Origin of the sequence: Kocuria rosea subsp. polaris, assembly GCF_001483755.1 — a bacterium.
Classification (GTDB): domain Bacteria; phylum Actinomycetota; class Actinomycetes; order Actinomycetales; family Micrococcaceae; genus Kocuria; species Kocuria cellulosilytica.
In genome coordinates this window covers 163,282-182,338 of sequence record NZ_LQBK01000006.1, presented here as the reverse complement: position 1 = coordinate 182,338, position 19,057 = coordinate 163,282, and the positions used below count along the sequence as shown (strand labels likewise).

General features: G+C 73.8%; 17 protein-coding genes. 1 reads left to right on the top strand and 16 read right to left on the bottom strand.

Annotation, left to right across the window (positions count from 1 at the left end):
• Position 1: 1 nt before the first annotated feature.
• The gene (gene hflX, locus AVL61_RS06390; RefSeq protein WP_058873513.1) at positions 2-1,630 is read right to left on the bottom strand and encodes a GTPase HflX; all 1,629 of its coding nucleotides are present in this window, start codon (positions 1,628-1,630) and stop codon (positions 2-4) included.
• A 154-nt stretch (positions 1,631-1,784) separates the two neighbouring features.
• Between hflX and AVL61_RS06385 the strand changes: the two genes are divergently transcribed.
• Positions 1,785-2,447, top strand: coding sequence for a class I SAM-dependent methyltransferase (locus AVL61_RS06385; RefSeq protein ID WP_197412653.1), 663 nt, complete (start codon positions 1,785-1,787; stop codon positions 2,445-2,447).
• Between the two features lie 140 nt (positions 2,448-2,587).
• Here the strand turns inward: AVL61_RS06385 and dapF are convergent, their stop codons facing one another.
• The 15 genes from dapF to AVL61_RS06310 all read right to left on the bottom strand — a co-directional run bounded on the left by dapF (position 2,588) and on the right by AVL61_RS06310 (position 19,052).
• Entirely contained in the window at positions 2,588-3,577 is a 990-nt protein-coding gene (gene dapF / locus AVL61_RS06380; protein ID WP_058873512.1) for a diaminopimelate epimerase, read from the bottom strand.
• Between the two features lie 182 nt (positions 3,578-3,759).
• On the bottom strand, positions 3,760-4,680 hold the full coding sequence (gene miaA / locus AVL61_RS06375) for a tRNA (adenosine(37)-N6)-dimethylallyltransferase MiaA (protein ID WP_058873511.1): 921 nt from the start codon (positions 4,678-4,680) through the stop codon (positions 3,760-3,762).
• Positions 4,677-6,203 carry a tRNA (N6-isopentenyl adenosine(37)-C2)-methylthiotransferase MiaB gene (gene miaB, locus AVL61_RS06370; protein ID WP_082697005.1) on the bottom strand — a complete coding sequence of 509 codons (1,527 nt, stop codon included), beginning with the start codon at positions 6,201-6,203 and terminating at the stop codon, positions 4,677-4,679. Before miaB ends, miaA begins: the two co-directional genes overlap by 4 nt.
• Before the next feature lie 29 nt (positions 6,204-6,232).
• A complete protein-coding gene (locus AVL61_RS06365) occupies positions 6,233-6,865 on the bottom strand; it encodes a regulatory protein RecX (protein ID WP_082697004.1) in 633 nt (210 codons plus the stop codon).
• 8 nt (positions 6,866-6,873) lie between these two features.
• Positions 6,874-7,983: a recombinase RecA gene (recA, locus tag AVL61_RS06360; protein WP_058873509.1), complete on the bottom strand. Its 1,110-nt coding sequence runs from the start codon at positions 7,981-7,983 to the stop codon at positions 6,874-6,876.
• A gap of 233 nt (positions 7,984-8,216) precedes the next feature.
• Positions 8,217-8,438, bottom strand: coding sequence for a DUF3046 domain-containing protein (locus AVL61_RS06355; protein WP_058873508.1), 222 nt, complete (start codon positions 8,436-8,438; stop codon positions 8,217-8,219).
• A gap of 163 nt (positions 8,439-8,601) precedes the next feature.
• A complete protein-coding gene (locus AVL61_RS06350; RefSeq protein ID WP_017832912.1) occupies positions 8,602-9,033 on the bottom strand; it encodes a helix-turn-helix domain-containing protein in 432 nt (143 codons plus the stop codon).
• Between the two features lie 163 nt (positions 9,034-9,196).
• Entirely contained in the window at positions 9,197-9,691 is a 495-nt protein-coding gene (locus AVL61_RS06345) for a CinA family protein (protein ID WP_058873507.1), read from the bottom strand.
• Positions 9,688-10,293, bottom strand: a complete 606-nt coding sequence (gene pgsA, locus AVL61_RS06340) for a CDP-diacylglycerol--glycerol-3-phosphate 3-phosphatidyltransferase (protein ID WP_058873506.1) — start codon at positions 10,291-10,293, stop codon at positions 9,688-9,690. The genes AVL61_RS06345 and pgsA overlap by 4 nt, the downstream gene beginning before the upstream one ends.
• A gap of 33 nt (positions 10,294-10,326) precedes the next feature.
• Positions 10,327-13,302, bottom strand: a complete 2,976-nt coding sequence (locus AVL61_RS06335) for an FtsK/SpoIIIE family DNA translocase (protein WP_058873505.1) — start codon at positions 13,300-13,302, stop codon at positions 10,327-10,329.
• 66 nt (positions 13,303-13,368) lie between these two features.
• The gene (locus AVL61_RS06330; RefSeq protein WP_058873504.1) at positions 13,369-15,060 is read right to left on the bottom strand and encodes a ribonuclease J; all 1,692 of its coding nucleotides are present in this window, start codon (positions 15,058-15,060) and stop codon (positions 13,369-13,371) included.
• Between the two features lie 13 nt (positions 15,061-15,073).
• Entirely contained in the window at positions 15,074-16,030 is a 957-nt protein-coding gene (gene dapA, locus AVL61_RS06325; RefSeq protein WP_408669411.1) for a 4-hydroxy-tetrahydrodipicolinate synthase, read from the bottom strand.
• A gap of 76 nt (positions 16,031-16,106) precedes the next feature.
• On the bottom strand, positions 16,107-16,739 hold the full coding sequence (locus tag AVL61_RS06320) for a hypothetical protein (protein ID WP_197412652.1): 633 nt from the start codon (positions 16,737-16,739) through the stop codon (positions 16,107-16,109).
• Between the two features lie 5 nt (positions 16,740-16,744).
• On the bottom strand, positions 16,745-17,548 hold the full coding sequence (gene dapB, locus AVL61_RS06315) for a 4-hydroxy-tetrahydrodipicolinate reductase (protein ID WP_058873503.1): 804 nt from the start codon (positions 17,546-17,548) through the stop codon (positions 16,745-16,747).
• Positions 17,549-17,627: 79 nt separating this feature from the next.
• Positions 17,628-19,052, bottom strand: a complete 1,425-nt coding sequence (locus tag AVL61_RS06310) for a M16 family metallopeptidase (protein WP_058873502.1) — start codon at positions 19,050-19,052, stop codon at positions 17,628-17,630.
• Positions 19,053-19,057: the final 5 nt, after the last annotated feature.

Genomic DNA, 19,057 nt, shown 5'->3' with positions numbered 1-19,057 from the left:
CTCAGGCGCTCTCGGCGCCGAAGCCGGGAGCGCGCTCGGGGGCGAACTCCGCGAGCTCGGCCGCGAGGTCCTCGCGGACCTTCACGAGCAGGTGGGTGCCCTCGGCCAGGTGCTCGGTGCGCAGGATCTCGGCGTCCCAGTCGTGCAGCCGGCTGACCACGTCGCCGCGCTGGTACGGGACCAGCAGCTCCAGCACCGTCTCGGGGCGCGGGATGGACTCGCTGATCCGCTGCCGGAGCTCGTCGATGCCCTCCCCCGTGCGGGCGGAGACGACGACGACGTTGCGCTCGCGCTGCTTGATCCGCTCGACCACGAACGGGTCGGCGGCGTCCACCTTGTTCAGGGCGATGATCTCGGGGATGTTCTGGGCGTCGATGTCCGTGAAGACCTGGCGGACCGCGCGGATCTGGCCCTCCGGGTCCGGGTGGGAGGCGTCCACCACGTGCAGGATGAGGTCGGAGTCGGCGACCTCCTCGAGGGTGGAGCGGAACGCCTCGACGAGCTGGGTGGGCAGCGAGCGGACGAACCCCACCGTGTCCGAGAGCGTGTAGCCGATGCCGTCCGGGGTCTGCGCGCGGCGGACCGTGGGGTCCAGGGTGGCGAACAGGGCGTTCTCCACGAGCACCCCGGCGTCCGTGAGCCGGTTGAGCAACGAGGACTTGCCCGCGTTGGTGTAGCCGGCGATTGCCACGGAGGGCACGGAGTGGCGGCGGCGGTTGAGCCGCTTCGTCTCGCGCGCCGGCTTCATGGCGGCGATCTCGCGCCGCAGCTTGGCCATGCGGGTGCGGATGCGGCGGCGGTCCAGCTCGATCTTGGTCTCACCGGGGCCGCGGGAGCCGATGCCCTCACCGGCGGCGGCGCGGCCGCCGGCCTGGCGGGACAGGGACTCGCCCCAGCCGCGCAGGCGCGGCAGCAGGTACTCGAGCTGGGCGAGCTCGACCTGGGCCTTGCCCTCCTTCGACTTGGCGTGCTGGGCGAAGATGTCGAGGATCAGCCCCGTGCGGTCGATGACCTTGACCTTCACGACGTCCTCCAGCCCGCGGCGCTGGGAGGGGGCGAGCTCGGAGTCGACGACGACGGTGTCCGCGCCGGTCGCGGCGACGATGTCCCGCAGCTCCTTGGCCTTGCCGGAGCCCAGGTAGGTCGCCGGGTCCGGCTTGGTCCGGCGCTGGACGATGCCGTCGAGCACCTCGGAGCCCGCGGTCTCGGCGAGCGCGGCCAGCTCGCGCAGGGAGTTCTCGGCCTCGGCGAGCGTGCCGTCCGTCCACAGCCCCGCGAGCACCACGCGCTCCAGGCGCAGCTGCCGGTACTCGAGCTCGGTGACGTCCTCGAGCTCGGTGGACAGTCCCGCGACGCGGCGCAGGGCGCGGCGCTCCTCGAGGTCCTGCTGGTCGCCGTCGTGGACGGTGTGCCCGTCCTCGGCGTCGGCGAGCTCACGGGCCCGGCCGGAGAGCCGGCCCGGCGTGCTGGGGTCGTCCTCGGGCGCGGCGTCCTGGCCGGCGGCCTGCTCCCGGGCGCGGGCCCGGGACAGCACGCGCTCGACGACGTCCTCCAGGTCCTGCCGGCTCAGGCCGTTCTCGGGCTCCGCGGCGGCGCGGGGCTCGGCAGGGGTTTCACGGGGGTGGGTCATGGTTCCTTTCGAAACGGGCTGCTGATCGGCCCAGTCTAGTGGCGGCGCCGGACATCCCGGCGGCGGAGGCGGTGGTCCCCGCCCGGCCCGCGCCGAGGGCCGGCCCGGCTCGCGGTGCGGGGGCCGGCGGGCGCTGTCGGTAGCATGGGGCGCTATGGCACCGCGTCCCGACTCCCCCGATCCCGTGGCCGGCCCGGCGACCCCGAACCCGGGGACCGAGCACTACTTCTCCGAGGACCCCTCGGCGCCCGAGGTGCGGCGCTCCGTGGCCGTGACCCTGCGGGGGCGGGAGGTCGTGCTGCAGACCTCCAACGGGGTGTTCAGCCCGCGAGGCCTCGACAAGGGAACGTCCGTGCTGCTGGAAAATGTTCCCGATCCCGCCGGTGCGGAGCTCCTCGACATCGGCTGCGGCTGGGGTCCGATCGCCCTGGGCCTGGCCGCCGCCGCCCCGGGGGCCCGGGTCACGGCCGTGGACGTCAACGAGCGCTCGCTGGGGCTCACCCGGGACAACGCCGCGGCCCTGGGCCTGGCCGGCGTGGAGGCGCTGCTGCCGGAACAGGTGCCCGCGGACCGGCGCTTCGACACCATCTGGTCCAATCCGCCCATCCGGATCGGCAAGCAGCAGCTGCACGAGCTGCTGCTGCAGTGGCTGCCGCGGCTGGCCCCCGGCGGCACGGCGTGGCTGGTGGTGCAGAAGAACCTCGGCGCGGACTCGCTGCAGAAGTGGCTCGGCACCGCGCTGGGCGGCGGCTTCCGGGTCTCCCGGCACACGACCGCCAAGGGTTTCCGGGTTCTGCTGGTCGAGCGCCGGGACTGAGCCGAGCGCCGGGACCGAGCGGCCGTCCCGGGCGGTACCCGCGGCCGGGCCCCGGCGGCAGCCCCGGTCCGGGTCGAATCCTGGGCAATGGCGGACGGGACCGGGCGCCCGCTCCGGTGCGGGGCGCCGGGCCGGGCGCGTCAGACGAAGGTGCCGTCCGCCACCAGCACGGCCGGTCCGGCGAGCACCACGTGCTCGGCGCCGTCGGGCGCCGGCACGAACGTCACGGAGACGACCCCGCCGGGCACCTGCACGAGCCACTGGTCGGGCGCCGTGGCGCCGCCCCAGAAGCGGGTCGCCGCCGCCGCGGCGCACGCGCCAGTCCCGCAGGACTGCGTCTCGCCCACGCCGCGCTCGTGCACGCGCATCCGCACCCGGCCCACCCCGTCGTCGTCGCCGTCGGCGGGAACCACGAACTCGACGTTGGTCCCGTCCGCGGGCTCCGGGCGCACGACCGGGGCGGTGTGCAGCTCCAGCTGGTCGAGCTTCTCCCCCTCGGCGAGCGCCACCACCGTGTGCGGGTTGCCCATGCCGATCGACAGCGCGGGGCGGGACACCGTCAGCCCGCCGGCCGTCACGACGGCGTCCGAGCCCCGGGTCCGGGCCGCCTCGCCGTCGAGGAAGGTCCACGGCCCCATGTCCACGGCCCAGCCGGAGTCGGTCCGGGCCACGGTCTTCACGCCGGCGCGGGTGCCGATGCGCAGCACGTCCCCCTCCGGGACCTCGGCGAGGCCCCGCTGGACGAGGTAGTGGACGAACACCCGCACCCCGTTGCCGCACATCTCGGCGACGGAGCCGTCGTTGTTGCGGTAGTCCATGAACCACTCGGCGTCGGGCGCCTCCGCGAGGACGGCCCTGCCCTCGGGGATCGCCTCGGAGCGCACGGCGCGGATCAGCCCGTCCCCGCCGATGCCCCGGTGCCGGTCGCACACCAGGGTCACCAGCTCCGCGTCCAAGGCGAGCTGGGCGTGCGGGTCGGTCAGCAGTACGAAGTCGTTGCCCGTGCCGTGGCCCTTGGCGAAGCGGCGGCCGCCGAGCTCTCCCCACGGGCCGGCGTCGGCGCCCGGAACGGCGTCCGGGGCGGGGCGGGTGTCGTGCGTCGGGGCGGGGCTGGTCCGGGCGGAAGTCACCCGACCATGATACGCGGGCCCGGACGGGGTCGTGGGCTGGGTCCTGGGCGGGGTCCCGCCGGCCGGGCTGCACTCCGGGACGCGGAGGGCGCCGCGAACCGGGACGCGCTCGGTGTCGCGGGGCGGGACGCGCTCGGTGCCGTGGGCCGGGCCACGGCCGGGGCCACGGGCCGGGCAGCGGCTCAGCGTGCGGCGCCGGCCCGTTCGACGGTCCGCACGGCGCGCTCCACGAGGCCGGGCTCGGCGGGGTCCAGCCAGTGCACCCGCGGGTCCGCGCGGAACCAGGTCCGCTGGCGGCGGGCGAACCGGCGGGTGGCCGTCACCGTGGCCTCGGCCGCCTGCGCCACGGTGGCACGCCCGTCCACGACGTCGAGGAACTGCCCGTACCCCAGGGCCCGGGACGCCGTGCGGCCCTCGCGCAGCCCGCGGGCCGCCAGGGCGCGCACCTCGGTCTCCAGGCCGGCCTCGACCATGGCCCCGACCCGCCGGGCGAGCCGGTCGTGCAGCGCGGCGCGGTCGACGTCCAGGCCGATCTGCACCGTGGGCTCCACGTGCTCGCGGCGCGGCATGAACGCGGTGAAGGGGCGACCGGTCAGCTCCCACACCTCCAGGGCGCGGACCAGCCGCCGGTCGTCCCGCAGGCGGGCGGCGGACTCGGGGTCCACCTGCCGCAGCCGCTCCCGGAGGGCACCGGGGCCCTGCTCGGCGAGCTCGCCCTCGATCCGCGCCCGCACCGCGGGGTCCGTGCCGGGCAGCTCGAGCACGTCCAGGGCCGCGCGCACGTAGAGCCCCGAGCCGCCCACCAGGACGGGGACCCGCCCGCGGGAGCGGATCCGGGCGAAGCACGCCCGGGCGTCGCGCTGGAAGTCCGCGACCGAGGCCTCCTCGGTGACGTCCAGGACGTCCAGGAGGTGGTGGGGCACCCCGCGCCGCTCCGGCACGGTCGCCTTGGCGGTGCCGATGTCCATGCCGCGGTAGAACTGCATGGAGTCGGCGTTGACCACCTCCCCGCCCAGCCGCAGCGCGAGCTCGACGCCCAGCGCCGTCTTGCCGGTGCCCGTGGGACCGACGACGGCGACGACCGGCAGGTCCGCGCCGGTCACCGGACGGGCAGGCCCGGCATGCCCAGGCTCACGGGTCCGGGGCCGGTGGCGGTGCCCGGGGCGGCAGGAACGCCGCAGGACGCGGCCTGGCGGCGGTCCCAAGCGTCCCCGGCGCGCGAGCGCCGCAGCGCGTAGTCCTGCGGGGAGCGCGGGTCGGCGACGAGGTGGTAGGCGGCGGCGCCGGTGACCTCGACCGTCACGAAGTCGCCGGGGCGCGGGACCTCGGCGCCCTCGGGCACGGAGAAGTGCACGAGCCGCTGGTCCCGGGCGCGGCCCGAGAGCCGGTGGGTCTGCTCGGACTTCTTGCCGGCCTCCGCGGTGACGAGCAGCTCGACCTGCCGGCCGACGACCGCCCGGTTCTCCTCCGCCGCGATCCGGTCCTGCAGGGCCACGAGCCGCTCGAAGCGCTCCTGCACCACAGCCTTGGGGACCTGGTCCGCCATCTCGCCCGCCGGGGTCCCGGGCCGGACGGAGTACTGGAACGTGTACGCGGAGGAGAAGCGGGAGGCGGCCACGACGTCGAGGGTGGCCTGGAAGTCCTCCTCGGTCTCTCCCGGGAAGCCAACGATGATGTCGGTGGTGATGGCGGCCTCCGGGATCCGTTCGCGGACGGTGTCCAGAATACCGAGGAACCGCTTCGAGCGGTAGGAGCGGCGCATGGTCTTCAGGATCCGGTCGGAGCCGGACTGCAGGGGCATGTGCAGCTGGGGCATGACGTTCGGGGTCTCCGCCATGGCGTCGATGACGTCGTCCGTGAACGCGGCCGGGTGCGGGCTCGTGAAGCGCACGCGCTCGAGGCCCTCGATCTGCCCGCACGCGCGGAGCAGCTTCGCGAACGCCCCGCGGTCCCCGAACTCGACGCCGTAGGAGTTCACGTTCTGCCCCAGCAGGGTGACCTCGACGGCGCCGTCGTCGACGAGGGCCTGCACCTCGGCGAGCACTTCCCCGGGCCGGCGGTCCTTCTCCTTGCCGCGCAGGGAGGGGACGATGCAGAACGTGCAGGTGTTGTTGCACCCCACGGAGATCGAGACCCACCCGGAGTAGGCGCTGTCCCGCTTGGTGGGCAGGGTCGAGGGGAAGACCTCGAGGGCGTCGAGGATCTCCAGCTGCGCCTCGGCGTTGTGCCGCGAGCGCTCCAGCAGGGCGGGCAGGGAGCCGATGTTGTGGGTGCCGAAGACCACGTCCACCCACGGGGCCCGCTCGAGGATCGTGTCCTGGTCCTTCTGCGCGAGGCAGCCGCCGACGGCGATCTGCAGGTCCTGGTTGCGCTTCTTGGCGGGCACGAGCTGGCCGAGGTTGCCGTAGAGCTTGTTGTCAGCGTTCTCGCGCACGGCACAGGTGTTGAACACCACGAGGTCCGGCTCGCCGCCGGCGGCGGGGACGTAGCCGGCGGCCTCGAGCAGACCCGTGATCCGCTCGGAGTCGTGCACGTTCATCTGGCACCCGAAGGTGCGCACCTCGTAGGAGCGCGGGGCGGGCGCGGCGGAAGACGCGGTCGGGGACGGGGTTACGGGGGTCGACATCACCGGACAATTGTACGGGCCCGGCCCGGTCACGGGGTGTCCAGGTGCTCCTCGCCGTTCCCGTCGTCCTGGACCGGGGCGCCCGAGCGCGCCTCGAGCTCCTCCTTCACCACGGCGAAGGCCAGGCCGGGCGGGTAGCCCTTCCGGCCGAGCATGCCGACCAGGCGCCGCACGGCCTTGTCCCGGGCGGCGCGATCGGCGGGGTCCAGCCCGGCGGGGAGCTTGCGGCGCACCAGCTCGGCGGCGTCCTCCCGCTCGTCCTCGTCGGTGCGCTGCTCGAGCGCCGACTCGGCGATCTCCCCGGTCACGCCGCGGGTGGCGAGCTCGCGGCGGATCGCGGAGCGGGAGAGCTTGCGGGAGCTCGCGCGCGAGCGGACGTAGAGCTGCGCGTACTGGGCGTCGTCGACGAGGTCGACCTCCTCGAACCGGTCCAGCACCTCCCGGGCCACGTCCTCGGGGACGTTGCGGTCGGCGAGCTTGTCCTCGAGCTGCTTGCGGCTCTTCGCGGAGGCGGTGAGCTGACGCAGGACGATCGCCCGGGCCACCTCGCGGGGATCCGGCTCGGCATCCTGCGCCGGGGACGACGACGCCGCCGGGCCCTCCGGCCCGCGGTGGCGGGCGGAGGACCGGCGGCGCCGGCGTGCGTACGGGCTCTCGGTCACGGGCCCGCTCAGAAGGCCGGGCCGGGGACCTCGGTGGGCAGGCCGGCGACCGGCGGCTCCGCCGCGGTCTCCTCGGCCGCCTCCGGCTCCTGGACGACCCCGAGCTTCACCAGGATCCGGCGCTCGATCTCCTCGGCCAGCTCCGGGTTGTCCTTGAGGAACCGGCGGGAGTTCTCCTTGCCCTGTCCCAGCTGGTCGCCCTCGTAGGTGAACCACGCCCCGGACTTCTTCACGATGCCGTGCTCCACGCCCATGTCGATGAGCCCGCCCTCGGTGGAGATGCCCTCCCCGTAGAGGATGTCGAACTCGGCCTGCTTGAAGGGCGGGGCCATCTTGTTCTTGACGATCTTGGCCCGGGTCCGGTTGCCCACCGGGTTGGCCCCGTCCTTGAGGGTCTCGATGCGGCGCACGTCCACGCGGACCGAGGCGTAGAACTTCAGCGCCTTGCCGCCGGTGGTGGTCTCGGGGCTGCCGAAGAACACGCCGATCTTCTCGCGCAGCTGGTTGATGAAGATCGCGGTGGTGTTGGAGTGCGAGAGCCGGCCGGTGATCTTGCGCAGCGCCTGGCTCATGAGGCGGGCCTGCAGGCCCACGTGGCTGTCGCCCATCTCGCCCTCGATCTCGGCCTTGGGCACCAGGGCCGCCACCGAGTCGATGACGATGATGTCGATGGACCCGGAGCCCACGAGCATGTCCATGATCTCCAGGGCCTGCTCGCCGGTGTCCGGCTGGGAGACCAGCAGGCTGTCCGTGTCCACGCCGAGCTTCTCGGCGTAGGCGGGGTCCAGGGCGTGCTCGGCGTCGATGAAGGCGGCGATCCCGCCGGCCTTCTGGACGTTGGCCACGGCGTGCAGGGCCACGGTCGTCTTGCCGGAGGACTCCGGGCCGTAGATCTCCACGACGCGCCCGCGCGGGAACCCGCCGATGCCCAGCGCGACGTCCATCGCGATGGAGCCGGTGGGGATGGTCTCGATCTTGGTCGCCGGGCGGTCGCCCAGGCGCATCACCGAGCCCTTGCCGTAGTTCTTGTCGATCTGCGCGAGAACGGTCTCGAGAGCCTTCTCGCGGTCGCTGCCGAACTGCTGGTCGGAGCTCTGCTTGTTGCCCTTGGCTGCCATGGTTCACCTCGTGGTCGGGGGGCTCCGCCGGTGCGGCCGGAACCGTTGCTGCTGGTCTTTTCGTGTTCCACGGTATCGCCGGGGTCGGACACCGTAAGGCGTTCGCGCGGGGTCTGGGGAGGATCGGCGAGCACCGTCCCGGACGGCACGGGCTGTGCAGTCCGCCCTCGGTCTTCGAATATACCTTCGAAGCGCCCCGGGATCCACGCCCGCGCCGGGACGAGCCCCGCGCGTCAGTCCCGGGGCGGGCGGTCCACGCCCCACCAGCGGGTCTCGGGGACGTCCTGGGCCCGGCAGAGGGCGAACCACACGGTCCGCGGGTCGACCCCGGCCTCGATGGCCTCGGCGGCCGTGCGGTGGTCCAGCTCCCCGAGCACCAGGTCCCGGGCCAGGACCTTGCTGTAGCCCGCGCCGAACTCGTCGGCCATGAGCTGCCAGAAGCTGCTCAGCCGCATCCGCGTCCTCCTTCGTCGTGCCCCCGCCCGGCGGCGTGCCGGGCGTCGTGCCCGTCCATCCTGCCATCCGCGGCCCGGCCGCCGCAGACCGGAGGGCCCGCCGGTCCTGGGACCGACGAGCCCTCGGGAACGTCGTGGACGGGCGGCGGGCCGCCCGGGCGGATCAGCGGGCGCCGGCCGCGGCGGCCTCGCCGCCGTTGACCCGGCCGAACTCCCGCGAGTACTGCTCGGTGAGGTCGCTCGGCACGGTGTCCGGGACCAGGAGGCCCTCGGCGTAGGCCAGGCGGTCCGCGACCTCGCGCAGCATCTGGGACATCGGGATGTCGAGCGCGGCGCAGATCGACGCGAGCAGCTCGGAGGAGGCCTCCTTCTGTCCGCGCTCCACCTCGCTGAGGTAGCCGAGGGACACGCGGGCGCTGTGGGAGACCTCTCGGAGGGTGCGCCCCTGGCGCTGGCGAACGCTGCGCAGAACCTCACCGATCTCCTGGCGGAGTACACCCATCTTCATGTCCTTCGTCTCGGTGCTGTCGTCCTCGTCCAGGCCCACGTCCTTCCAACGGACGACGCCATTGACGGACACGGGTTGCTTGGTCATGTGAATCGCTTGTCTCCTCGTGTGTACGGCAGCTTCACCGCCTGGTGCGGGCGGTGCCCCGGCGCCGGCCGGTCGACGCCTTGACGTCCACCGGCTCAAGTCGAGCCTGCGATCATTGCTAACCCCGCTGACGGTTCCATTCTTCCCCCCGGGAGGCCTTTTTTCACTGGGAGTTGGCTGGGAGCACCATCGCCGCGGTGAGCCGCTCCAGCGCGGCGTGCACCGCGGCCGTCCGGACCGCCGCCCGGTCCCCTTCCGCGGCCAGCTCGTGGACCGCGGAGCCGGCCGGTCCCGCGATGCCCAGGTAGACGGTGCCCACGGGCTTGCCGTCGTGCGGTTCGGGGCCCGCGACGCCCGTCGTGGAGACGGCCCAGTCCGCGCCGAGGCGGCGGCGGGCGCCCTCGGCCATCGCGACGGCGACGTCCGGGTCGACGGAGCCCCGCTCGGCGAGCAGCCGGGCCGGGACGCCGAGGACCTCGGTCTTGACCCGGTTCGAGTAGGACACGACCCCGCCCTCGAAGCAGGCCGAGGCCCCCGGCACGTCCACGACGGCGGCGGCGAGCGCGCCCCCGGTGAGGGACTCCGCCGTGGCGACCGTGAGCGCCCGGCGGACGGCCTCCTCGACGAGGGCCCGGGCCGCCGGCCGCGGCTCCGTCACGCCGCGTCCCGCTCGGCCAGCGCCCGGCGGCGCAGCTGCACGGCCTTGACGACGTAGTCCACGCCGGTCACGACCGTGACCACGAGGGCCGCGCCCATCACGGTCCAGCCCAGCCACGGCCACCACGCGCCGACCAGCGGCACCAGCGGGAGCAGCAGGAGCAGGAGCGCCACGGTCTGCAGGACCGTCTTGAGCTTGCCGCCCTTCGAGGCCGCCATCACCCCGTAGCGGATGACGACGAAGCGCATCAGCGTGATCCCCCACTCCCGGACGAGGATCACCACGGTCACCCACCACCACAGCTCGCCGAGCATCGAGAGCACCACGAAGGCGGCGCCGGTCAGCAGCTTGTCCGCGATGGGGTCCGCGATCTTGCCGAAGCTCGTGATCAGCCCGCGCGCCCGGGCGATGTCGCCGTCGAGCTTGTCCGTGTACATCGCGACGGCGAAGACGGCCAGGGCCGCCCACCGCATGCCCAGGGAGTCCTCCCCCTGGGTGCCGCCCGCCCACAGGAACCAGACGAAGAAGGGCACCAGCACGATGCGCAGGGCGGTCAGCGCGTTCGGGAGGTTGAGGTTGGACGCCGGGTCGGCGGGGCTCATCGTGTGCTCGCTTCCAGGTGGGGTGGGGCCGGCTCAGCGGCCGGTCAGCTGCCAGGCGTCCTCGGAGCCCTCGGGGTCCTCGGCGCCGTCGCCGTGGTCGGCCGCGGTCCGGGCCAGCGAGGCCTCGACCGGGTCCTCGCCGTAGTCCACGGACCCGCCCTGCGGCGCGGGCGGGTCCTCGCCGCGGATCACGGCGAGGGTCGCGGCGAGGTCGTCCGGCTTGACGAGCACGTCGCGCGCCTTGGACCCCTCCGAGGGGCCGACGACGCCGCGGGACTCCAGCAGGTCCATGAGCCGGCCGGCCTTGGCGAAGCCGACGCGCAGCTTGCGCTGCAGCATGGAGGTCGACCCGAACTGGGTGGTCACCACGAGCTCGGTCGCCTGCAGCAGGACGTCGAGGTCGTCCCCGATGTCCTCGTCGATGGTCTTCTTGGGGGCCTCCTGCACCACGTCCGGGCGGTAGTGGGCCTTCATCTGGCCCTTGACGTGGTCGACGACCTCGTGGATCTCGGACTCGGAGACCCAGGCGCCCTGCACGCGCATCGGCTTGGAGGCGCCCATGGGCAGGAACAGGGCGTCGCCCTGGCCGATGAGCTTCTCGGCGCCCGGCTGGTCCAGGACCACGCGGGAGTCGGTGACCGAGGACGTCGCGAACGCCATCCGGGAGGGCACGTTGGCCTTGATCAGCCCGGTGACCACGTCCACCGAGGGCCGCTGGGTGGCGAGCACCAGGTGGATGCCGGCGGCGCGCGCGAGCTGGGTGATCCGCACGATCGCGTCCTCGACGTCGCGCGGGGCGACCATCATGAGGTCCGCGAGCTCGTCCACGATGACCAGCAGGTACGGGTACGGCCGGATCACGCGCTTCGAGCCGGGCTCGGGCTGGACCTTGCCGTTGCGCACGGCCTTGTTGAAGTCGTCGACGTGCTTGTACCCGTAGTGGGAGAGGTCGTCGTAGCGGGCGTCCATCTCCCGCACGACCCACTGCAGCGCCTCGGCGGCCTTCTTGGGGTTGGTGATGATCGGCGTGATCAGGTGCGGGACGCCCTCGTAGGCGGTGAGCTCCACCCGCTTGGGGTCGACCATCACCATCCGCACCTCGTCCGGGGTGGCGCGCATCAGGAGCGAGACGATCATCGAGTTCACGAAGCTCGACTTGCCCGCGCCGGTGGCGCCGGCGACCAGCAGGTGCGGCATCTTCGCGAGGTTGGCCACCACGTAGCCGCCCTCCACGTCCTTCCCCACGCCCATGACCATGGGGTGCTCCGTCTTGCGGGCGTTGTGCGAGCGCAGGACGTCGCCCAGGGACACGGTCTCGCGGTCGGTGTTCGGGATCTCGATGCCGATCGCGGACCGGCCGGGGATCGGCGAGAGGATGCGCACGTCCGCGGAGGCCACGGCGTAGGCGATGTTCTTGGACAGGGCCGTGACGCGCTCCACCTTGGTGCCGGAGCCGAGCTCGATCTCGTACCGGGTGACGGTGGGCCCCCGGGAGAAGCCGGTGACCACGGCGTCCACGTTGAACTGGTCCAGCACGCTGGTGAGGGCGGCGACCACGGCGTCGTTGGCCTCGGAGCGCTCCTTCGGCGGCGGCCCCTGCACGAGGGCCCCGGGCGCCGGCAGGGAGTAGGCGATGTCGCCCTCGAGCTTGAGCTGCTCCGCGCGGGCGGGGATGGGCGACTCGGGGGTGTGGGTGCGGGCGGTGACGGCCGTGGAGCCGGTGGGCTCGGCGGCCACGTCCTCGAGCGCCGGCGAGCCGGAGCCCGCCGCGGTGTCCGCGGCCGGCTCCAGGCCCTGCTCACGGCGGAGCCGGCGGGCCGCCAGCTGCTCCTGGGTGGGCCGCTTCTGGCCCGGCCGCGGGGTCCCGCCGCCGTCCTCCGCGTCCGCCGGACCGGCGGCCGGTCCGGCGGGCGCGGCCGCCGGACCCGTCCCCGCCGCGGCGGCCCGCTGCCGGGCGGCGCGCGCGGAGTCGACGTCGAAGACGCGGGTGGGCGCCTGGCCGTCGGCGGCCTCCTCGTCGACGACGGCCCGCTCGAACGCCTCGTCCCCGCGGTAGCCGTCGAGGGCGCGACGCTCGGCCTCGGCCTCCTTGCGCTCGCGGCGCTTCTCGCGGCGGGTCTTGGCGGCCTCGGCGCGCGCACGGTGCTCGTCCAGGTAGGAGCGGTCGTGCCGGGCGGCGGAGACGTCGGTCGCGGAGACCGGGCCGTCCTGGCCCATGAGCCGCCAGTAGCCCTGCCGCAGGCGCGGCAGGATGAGGTTGACGGGCGTCGCGGTGACCACGAGCACCGACAGGAACAGGGCCGCGACGAAGATGGCGCCGGCGCCGGCCGGGGTGATGAGGGCGCTCAGCGGGTCCGCGGCGAGGAAGCCCACGTAGCCGCCGGCGCTCCGCAGCGCCTCCTGGCCCTGGCTCGGGGACGGCCGGCCCAGGAGCACGTGCGCCAGGCCGGAGCCCGCGACGACGGCGGCGCCGAGCCCGATCGCGATGCGGTTGTTGGCCGAGGTGTCCTCGGGGTGGCGGAAGCGGCGCAGCGCGAAGCCCACGAGCGGCAGCGGCAGCACCAGGGCCGTCCAGCCGAACGTCCCGGCGAGCACCTCGTGCACCGCGACCGCGGGGACCGCCAGCCACGGCGCCGAGGCGCCGGGCAGGTTCCACCACTCGACGGCGGCGGCGAGCAGGCCCAGCAGCAGCAGGAACAGGGCGCCGCCGTCCCGCAGCGACTCCGCGGGCACGTCGGTGCGCAGGGTGCCCATGCGGCGCACGGCGCCGCCGACCACGTGGGCGATGGCCGTCCAGAGCCCTCCGACGAGGCGGGCGCACCACGCCAGGGCGGCGCCCAGACCGTGCAGCACCCGCGGGGAGGCCGGGGCGGGGGCGCCCCGCCCGGCGGACGCGGGACGGCGGGAGGAGGTGGACCGGCTGGATCCCGACGACCGCGCAGAAGACGTGCTGTTCTTGCCACGCGACGTCGAGGCGCCCTTGCGGGCGGGGGAAGTACGAGTCGCCATGCTCCCAGGGTAGACCACGGCCCCCTCCCGCCCGCGGTGCCGCACGGGCGGGAGGGGACCCGGCGCTCAGGCCTCGATGACGACCGGCACGATCATCGGCTTGCGGCGCAGCCGGCGGCTGACCCAGGAGCCGATGGTGCGGCGCACCACCTGCTGGAGCTGCTGGGTGGTGTGGTTCTTGCCCGAGTGGTTGATGGCGTCCTCGAGCGCGGCGGTGATCTTCGGCTTGATCTCGTCGAACACGCTGTCGTCCTCGGCCACGCCGCGGGCGTGCACGTCCGGGCCGGTGACGACCTTGCCGGTGTCCCGGTTCACCACGGTGATCACGGAGATGAAGCCCTCCTCGGCCAGCACCAGCCGGTCCTTGAGGTCGGCGTCGGTGATGGTGCCCACGGAGGAGCCGTCCACGTAGACGTAGCCGCACTCGATCTGGCCGGTGATCCGCGCCTGCCCGGCGGCCATGTCCACCACGGTGCCGCCCTCGGCCATGAGCACGTGGTCGGTGGGCACCCCGGTCTCCTCGGCGAGCTTGCCGTTGGCGATGAGGTGGCGGACCTCGCCGTGCACCGGCATGACGTACTCCGGCTCCACGATGTTGTAGCAGTACAGCAGCTCGCCCGCGGCCGCGTGCCCGGAGACGTGGACCCGGGCGGTGCCCTTGTGGACCACGGTGGCGCCCAGCCGCATCAGCCCGTTGATGATCCGGAAGACCGAGTTCTCGTTGCCGGGGATGAGCGAGGACGCGAGGATCACGGTGTCGCCCTCGGTGAGCTGGACCTTGTGGTCGCCGTTGGCCATCCGCGACAGCGCGGCCATCGGCTCCCCCTGCGACCCGGTGCACATGATGACCAGCTCCGAGTCCGCGTGGTCGTCGATCCGCTTCTGGTCGACCAGGGTGTTCGGCGGGACCTCGAGGTAGCCGAGCTTCTCGGCGATGGTCATGTTGCGCACCATGGACCGGCCCATGAACGCCACCTTGCGCCCGTGCTCGGCGGCGGCGTCGAGCACCTGCTGCACGCGGTGGACGTGCGACGAGAAGGACGCCACGACCACGCGCTTCGGCGCGCGCCCGATCACGTCCGCAAGGACGGGGCCGATGTGCTTCTCCGTGGGGGTGAACCCGGGGACCTCGGCGTTGGTGGAGTCCGTGAGGAACAGGTCCACGCCCTCCTCCCCCAGCCGCGCGAAGTGCCGCAGGTCGGTGATCCGGCCGTCGAGCGGCAGCTGGTCCATCTTGAAGTCGCCGGTGTGCAGGACGGTGCCGGCCTTCGTGCGCAGGAACACCGCGAGCGCGTCGGGGATCGAGTGGTTGACGGCCACGAACTCGCACTCGAACTCGCCGAGCCGCTCGACCTGCCCCTCGCGCACCGCCATGGTGTAGGGCTTGATCCGGTGCTCCTGGAGCTTCGCCTCGATGAGCGCGAGCGTCAGCCGGGACCCGATGACGGGGATGTCGGGGCGGCGCTTGAGCAGGTACGGGACGGCGCCGATGTGGTCCTCGTGGCCGTGGGTCAGCACCACCGCCACGACGTCGTCGAGCCGGTCGACGATGTGGTTGATGTCCGGGAGGATCAGGTCCACGCCCGGCTGGGTCTCCTCGGGGAAGAGCACGCCGCAGTCGACCACGAGCAGCTGCCCGTTGATCTCGAACACCGTCATGTTCCGTCCCACCTCGCCCAGCCCGCCCAGCGGGACGACGCGCAGGACGTCCTTGCCGAGGGCGGGCGGGGCCGACAGGTCAGTGTGCCACTGGGTCATGTGACCTCTTTCGTCAGTCGATGGTCTCGAGGAGGGTGTCGGAGATGACCGAGCCCGCCAGGTCCGCGCGGATCAGGGCGGCCTCGGCCTCCGTGGGCGGGACGTGCGGGAGCCGCACGGTGTTGTGCGGCAGGCGGCCCTGCCACTTGAGGATCGTCTTGGCCGCGACGGCGCCGGGGGCGCGGGTCATGGTCGCGCGGACCACGGGCTCGAGCTCGCTGTTGATCCGCTGGGCCGTGGCCAGGTCCTGGGCGCGGACCGCGTCGACGAGACGGCGGTACCGGGCGGTGGCCACGTGGGTGGTGACGCCGATGAGCCCGGCGGCGCCGATGGCCATCCAGGGCAGGGTCAGCCCGTCGTCGCCCGAGTAGTACAGCAGGTCGGTCTCGGCCAGGACCCGGGTCGCGGCGACCAGGTCCGCCTTGGCGTCCTTGACGGCCACGATGTTCGGGTGCCCGGCGAGGGAGACGAGGGTCTCCGTGGCGATCGGGATGCCGGCGCGGCCCGGGATGTCGTAGAGCATGATGGGCAGGTCCACGGAGTCGGCGAGGCTGCGGAAGTGGGCCTCGACGCCGGCCTGGGAGGGCTTGTTGTAGTACGGGGTGACGATGAGCAGCCCGTCCATGCCGATCTTCTCGGCGGCCCGGGAGAGGTACCGGGAGTGCTCGGTGTCGTTGGAGCCGGTGCCCGCCAGCAGGGGCACGCGGGAGCCCACGGCGTCCTTGACCACGCGGAACACGGAGAGGTTCTCGTCGTCGGTCATGGTGGAGTACTCGCCCGTGGTGCCGCACACCACCAGGCCGTCGCAGCCGTCGTCCACGAGCTGCTCGGCCATGGTCGCGGTGGCGTCCAGGTCCACGGAGCCGTCCTCGGCGAAGACGGTGATCATGGCGGTGAGCAGCGTCCCGAACATGGGCTCGGACCGGGTCGCGGGCAGGTCGGCGGGGGAAGGTGAGGCGTTGGCAGTCATGGGTGCCAGGTTACCGTCTTCGCTGCGGGCGCACCGCCGGGGGACGCGTCCGGGCGCACTGTGCCCGCCACGGGCTTCAGGCCCGCTCCCCGCCCGGGGGGTCGGCGGGCTCCGTGCCGCGGGCGGCGCGCCCGCGGGAGAGGGCCACGGCGTCGCGCATCGCGGCGCGGGCGCGGGTCCGGTCCCCGGCGGCCGCGTAGGCGAGGGAGAGCCGGTACCAGTTGCGCCACTCCCCCGGGTCCTCCTCGGTCTGCGCCCGGTACGTCCCGAACCGCTCGTCGGCGGCCTCGCGCACGATGCGCCCGCCGGGGGTGCGCGGCAGGTCGTCGGGCGGCAGCCCGCCCTCCTCGTGCAGGGTCCGGCCGAGCTGCTCGGTCCGGACGCCGAAGAGCACCTCGCGCACCAGCGCCCACACGCCCACGGCCGGCAGCACCAGCATGGCCACGCCGAAGGCCTTGGCGATCCAGCCGTCCGTGCCCAGCAGCAGCACGGCGCGGTGCAGGCTCAGCCCCAGGTAGACGACGAGCAGCGACACCATGGCCGCGGCGAGCAGCTTCGCCTTGCTCGTGGACTCCAGGAGCGTGAAGACGCCCGCGAAGACGAGCACCGCGAGGATCCACAGCTTCGAGCCGCCGGGGATCGGCAGCAGCCACAGGGTCAGCAGGGCCACCGCGAACAGGCCCAGGACCCAGGTCCGGATCGAGTCCATCGGCGCTACAGGCCCAGGTCGAGGTAGTCCTCGAGACCGTGCGTGAGCCCGGGGTGGGAGACGACCTGCCGGACGCCGAGCACCACGCCGGTCATGAAGGAGATGCGGTCGAAGGAGTCGTGCCGGATGGTGAGCTGCTCGCCGAGGTTGCCGAGCAGCGTCTCCTGGTGGGCCACCAGCCCCCGCAGGCGCACCGAGTGCACGCGGACGTCGTCGACGAGAGCCCCGCGGGCCCCGTCCGGGTCCTGCTTCGTGGCGTCGGGCGAGGGCGCGACCCCCGCGGCCCGCCGGGCCTCGCCGACGAGGGCGGCGGTGCGGGCGGCCGTGCCCGAGGGGGCGTCGACCTTGTCCGGGTGGTGCAGCTCGACGATCTCGACGGACTCGAAGAACCGGGCGGCCTGCGCGGAGAAGCGCATGGCCAGGACCGCGCCGATGGAGAAGTTGGGGGCGATGAGCACGCCCACGCCCCGGTGCCGCTCGAGCAGCGCCCGGGTCCGGTCCAGGCCCTCGTCGTCCCAGCCGGTGGTGCCCACCACGCAGTGGATGCCGTGCTCCACGGCGAAGCGCACGTTGTGCTCGGTGACCGACGGCACGGTGAAGTCGATGACGACCTGCGCGCCCGCCGAGACCAGGACCTCCAGGGAGTCCTCGTGGTCGAGCTCCGCGACGAGCTCCAGCCCCTCGGCGCGGCGGACCGCCTGCGCGGCCTCGCTGCCCATGCGGCCGCGGGCGCCGAGGACGGCGACCCGGAGCCCGCCGGTGGTGGTCGCCGCGGCGGTGGTGGTCTCGGTGGCTGTGCGCTCGGTCATGGCTCCAACTCTAGGTCACGGGCTCGCGGGTCACGGTCCCTGGGTCGCGGGGCGGGCGGGCCCCGGCGGCGGGGCGGGCTCAGCGCCGGGTGGGCGCCACGATGGTGGTCACGACGGGCCCCTCGGCCAGCCAGGCGGCGAGCTCCCGGACCTGCTCCGGCGTCACGGCGCGCACCCGGTCCAGGGACTCGTCGATGTCGAGGAACTCCCCCGACTTCAGTTCCGCGGAGCCCAGCCGGGACATCCGCGAGCCGGTGTCCTCGAGGGCGAGCACGGTGCCCCCGCCCAGCTGGCCCACGACCTTGCGCAGCTCCTCCGCGCCGATGCCGTCCCGGGCGAGCGTCTCCAGCTCGCCCGTCATGAGCGCCACGACCTCGTCGGTGCGCGCAGGCAGGCACCCGGCGTACATCCCGAAGTAGCCGGCGTCCGAGTAGGCCCCCGAGAAGGAGAACGTGCTGTAGGCCAGGCCCCGCTTCTCGCGGATCTCCTGGAACAGGCGGGAGGACATCCCGCCGCCCAGGGCCGCGTTGAGCACCGTCATCGCGAACCGGCGGTCGTCCCCGGACACGAGCCCGGGCCGGCCGACGACCACGTTGGTCTGCTCCACGGGACGCTCCAGGAAGTGCTCGCCCCAGTCGGGGGCCAGGGGCGCCGGGGTGCGCTCGCGCCGCGGGACGGGCGCCGCGGGGACGGCGGGGTCCCAGCCCGCCCGCTCGAGGGCCTCGGCGACGAGGGCGACGACGACGTCGTGCTCGAGCCCGCCCGCCGCCGTCACCACGAGGCCCTCGGGCCGGTAGTGGCGGCGGTAGTGCTCGACCACCGCGTCGCGGGGCACCTCGAGGATCTCCTCGGGGGTGCCGCCGATGGGCCGGCCCAGGGGGTGGTCGCCGAGCACGCGCTGGGTGAACTCCTCGAAGGCGACGTCCTCGGGGTCGTCCTTGTCCATGGCGAGCTCCTCGAGGATGACCCCCCGCTCCCGCTCGAGCTCCTCCGGGTCCAGGGCGGCCGACGTCACCATGTCGGTGATGACGTCGATCGACATCGGCAGGTCCTCGGCGAGCACCCGCGCGTAGTAGCACGTGTGCTCCTTGGCCGTGGCCGCGTTGGACTCCCCGCCCACCTCGTCGAAGGCCTCCGCGATCTGCAGCGCCGAGCGCCGCGCGGTGCCCTTGAACAGCAGGTGCTCGAGGAAGTGCGTGGAGCCCAGCCGGCCCGGCTGCTCGTCCCGGGAGCCGACGCCGACCCAGAAGCCGACGGTCACGGCCCGCTGGGCGGGCATCCGCTCGGTGAGCACGCGCGTGCCGCACGGCAGGACCGTGCGGCGGACCACGTTGCCGCCCGCGCCCTCGTGGAGGGTGTGGCTGAAGCCCGCGGCGGCCGTGGTCAGGGCCGCCGCCGCGGCGGAGGGGGAACTGCGGGGAACCGCCGAGAGGCGGGCGTCCGGGCCCGGGGTGCTCCCCGGGCCGCGGTCGCCCGCCTCCAGCGGCAGATCGACTGCCGTCATCCAGC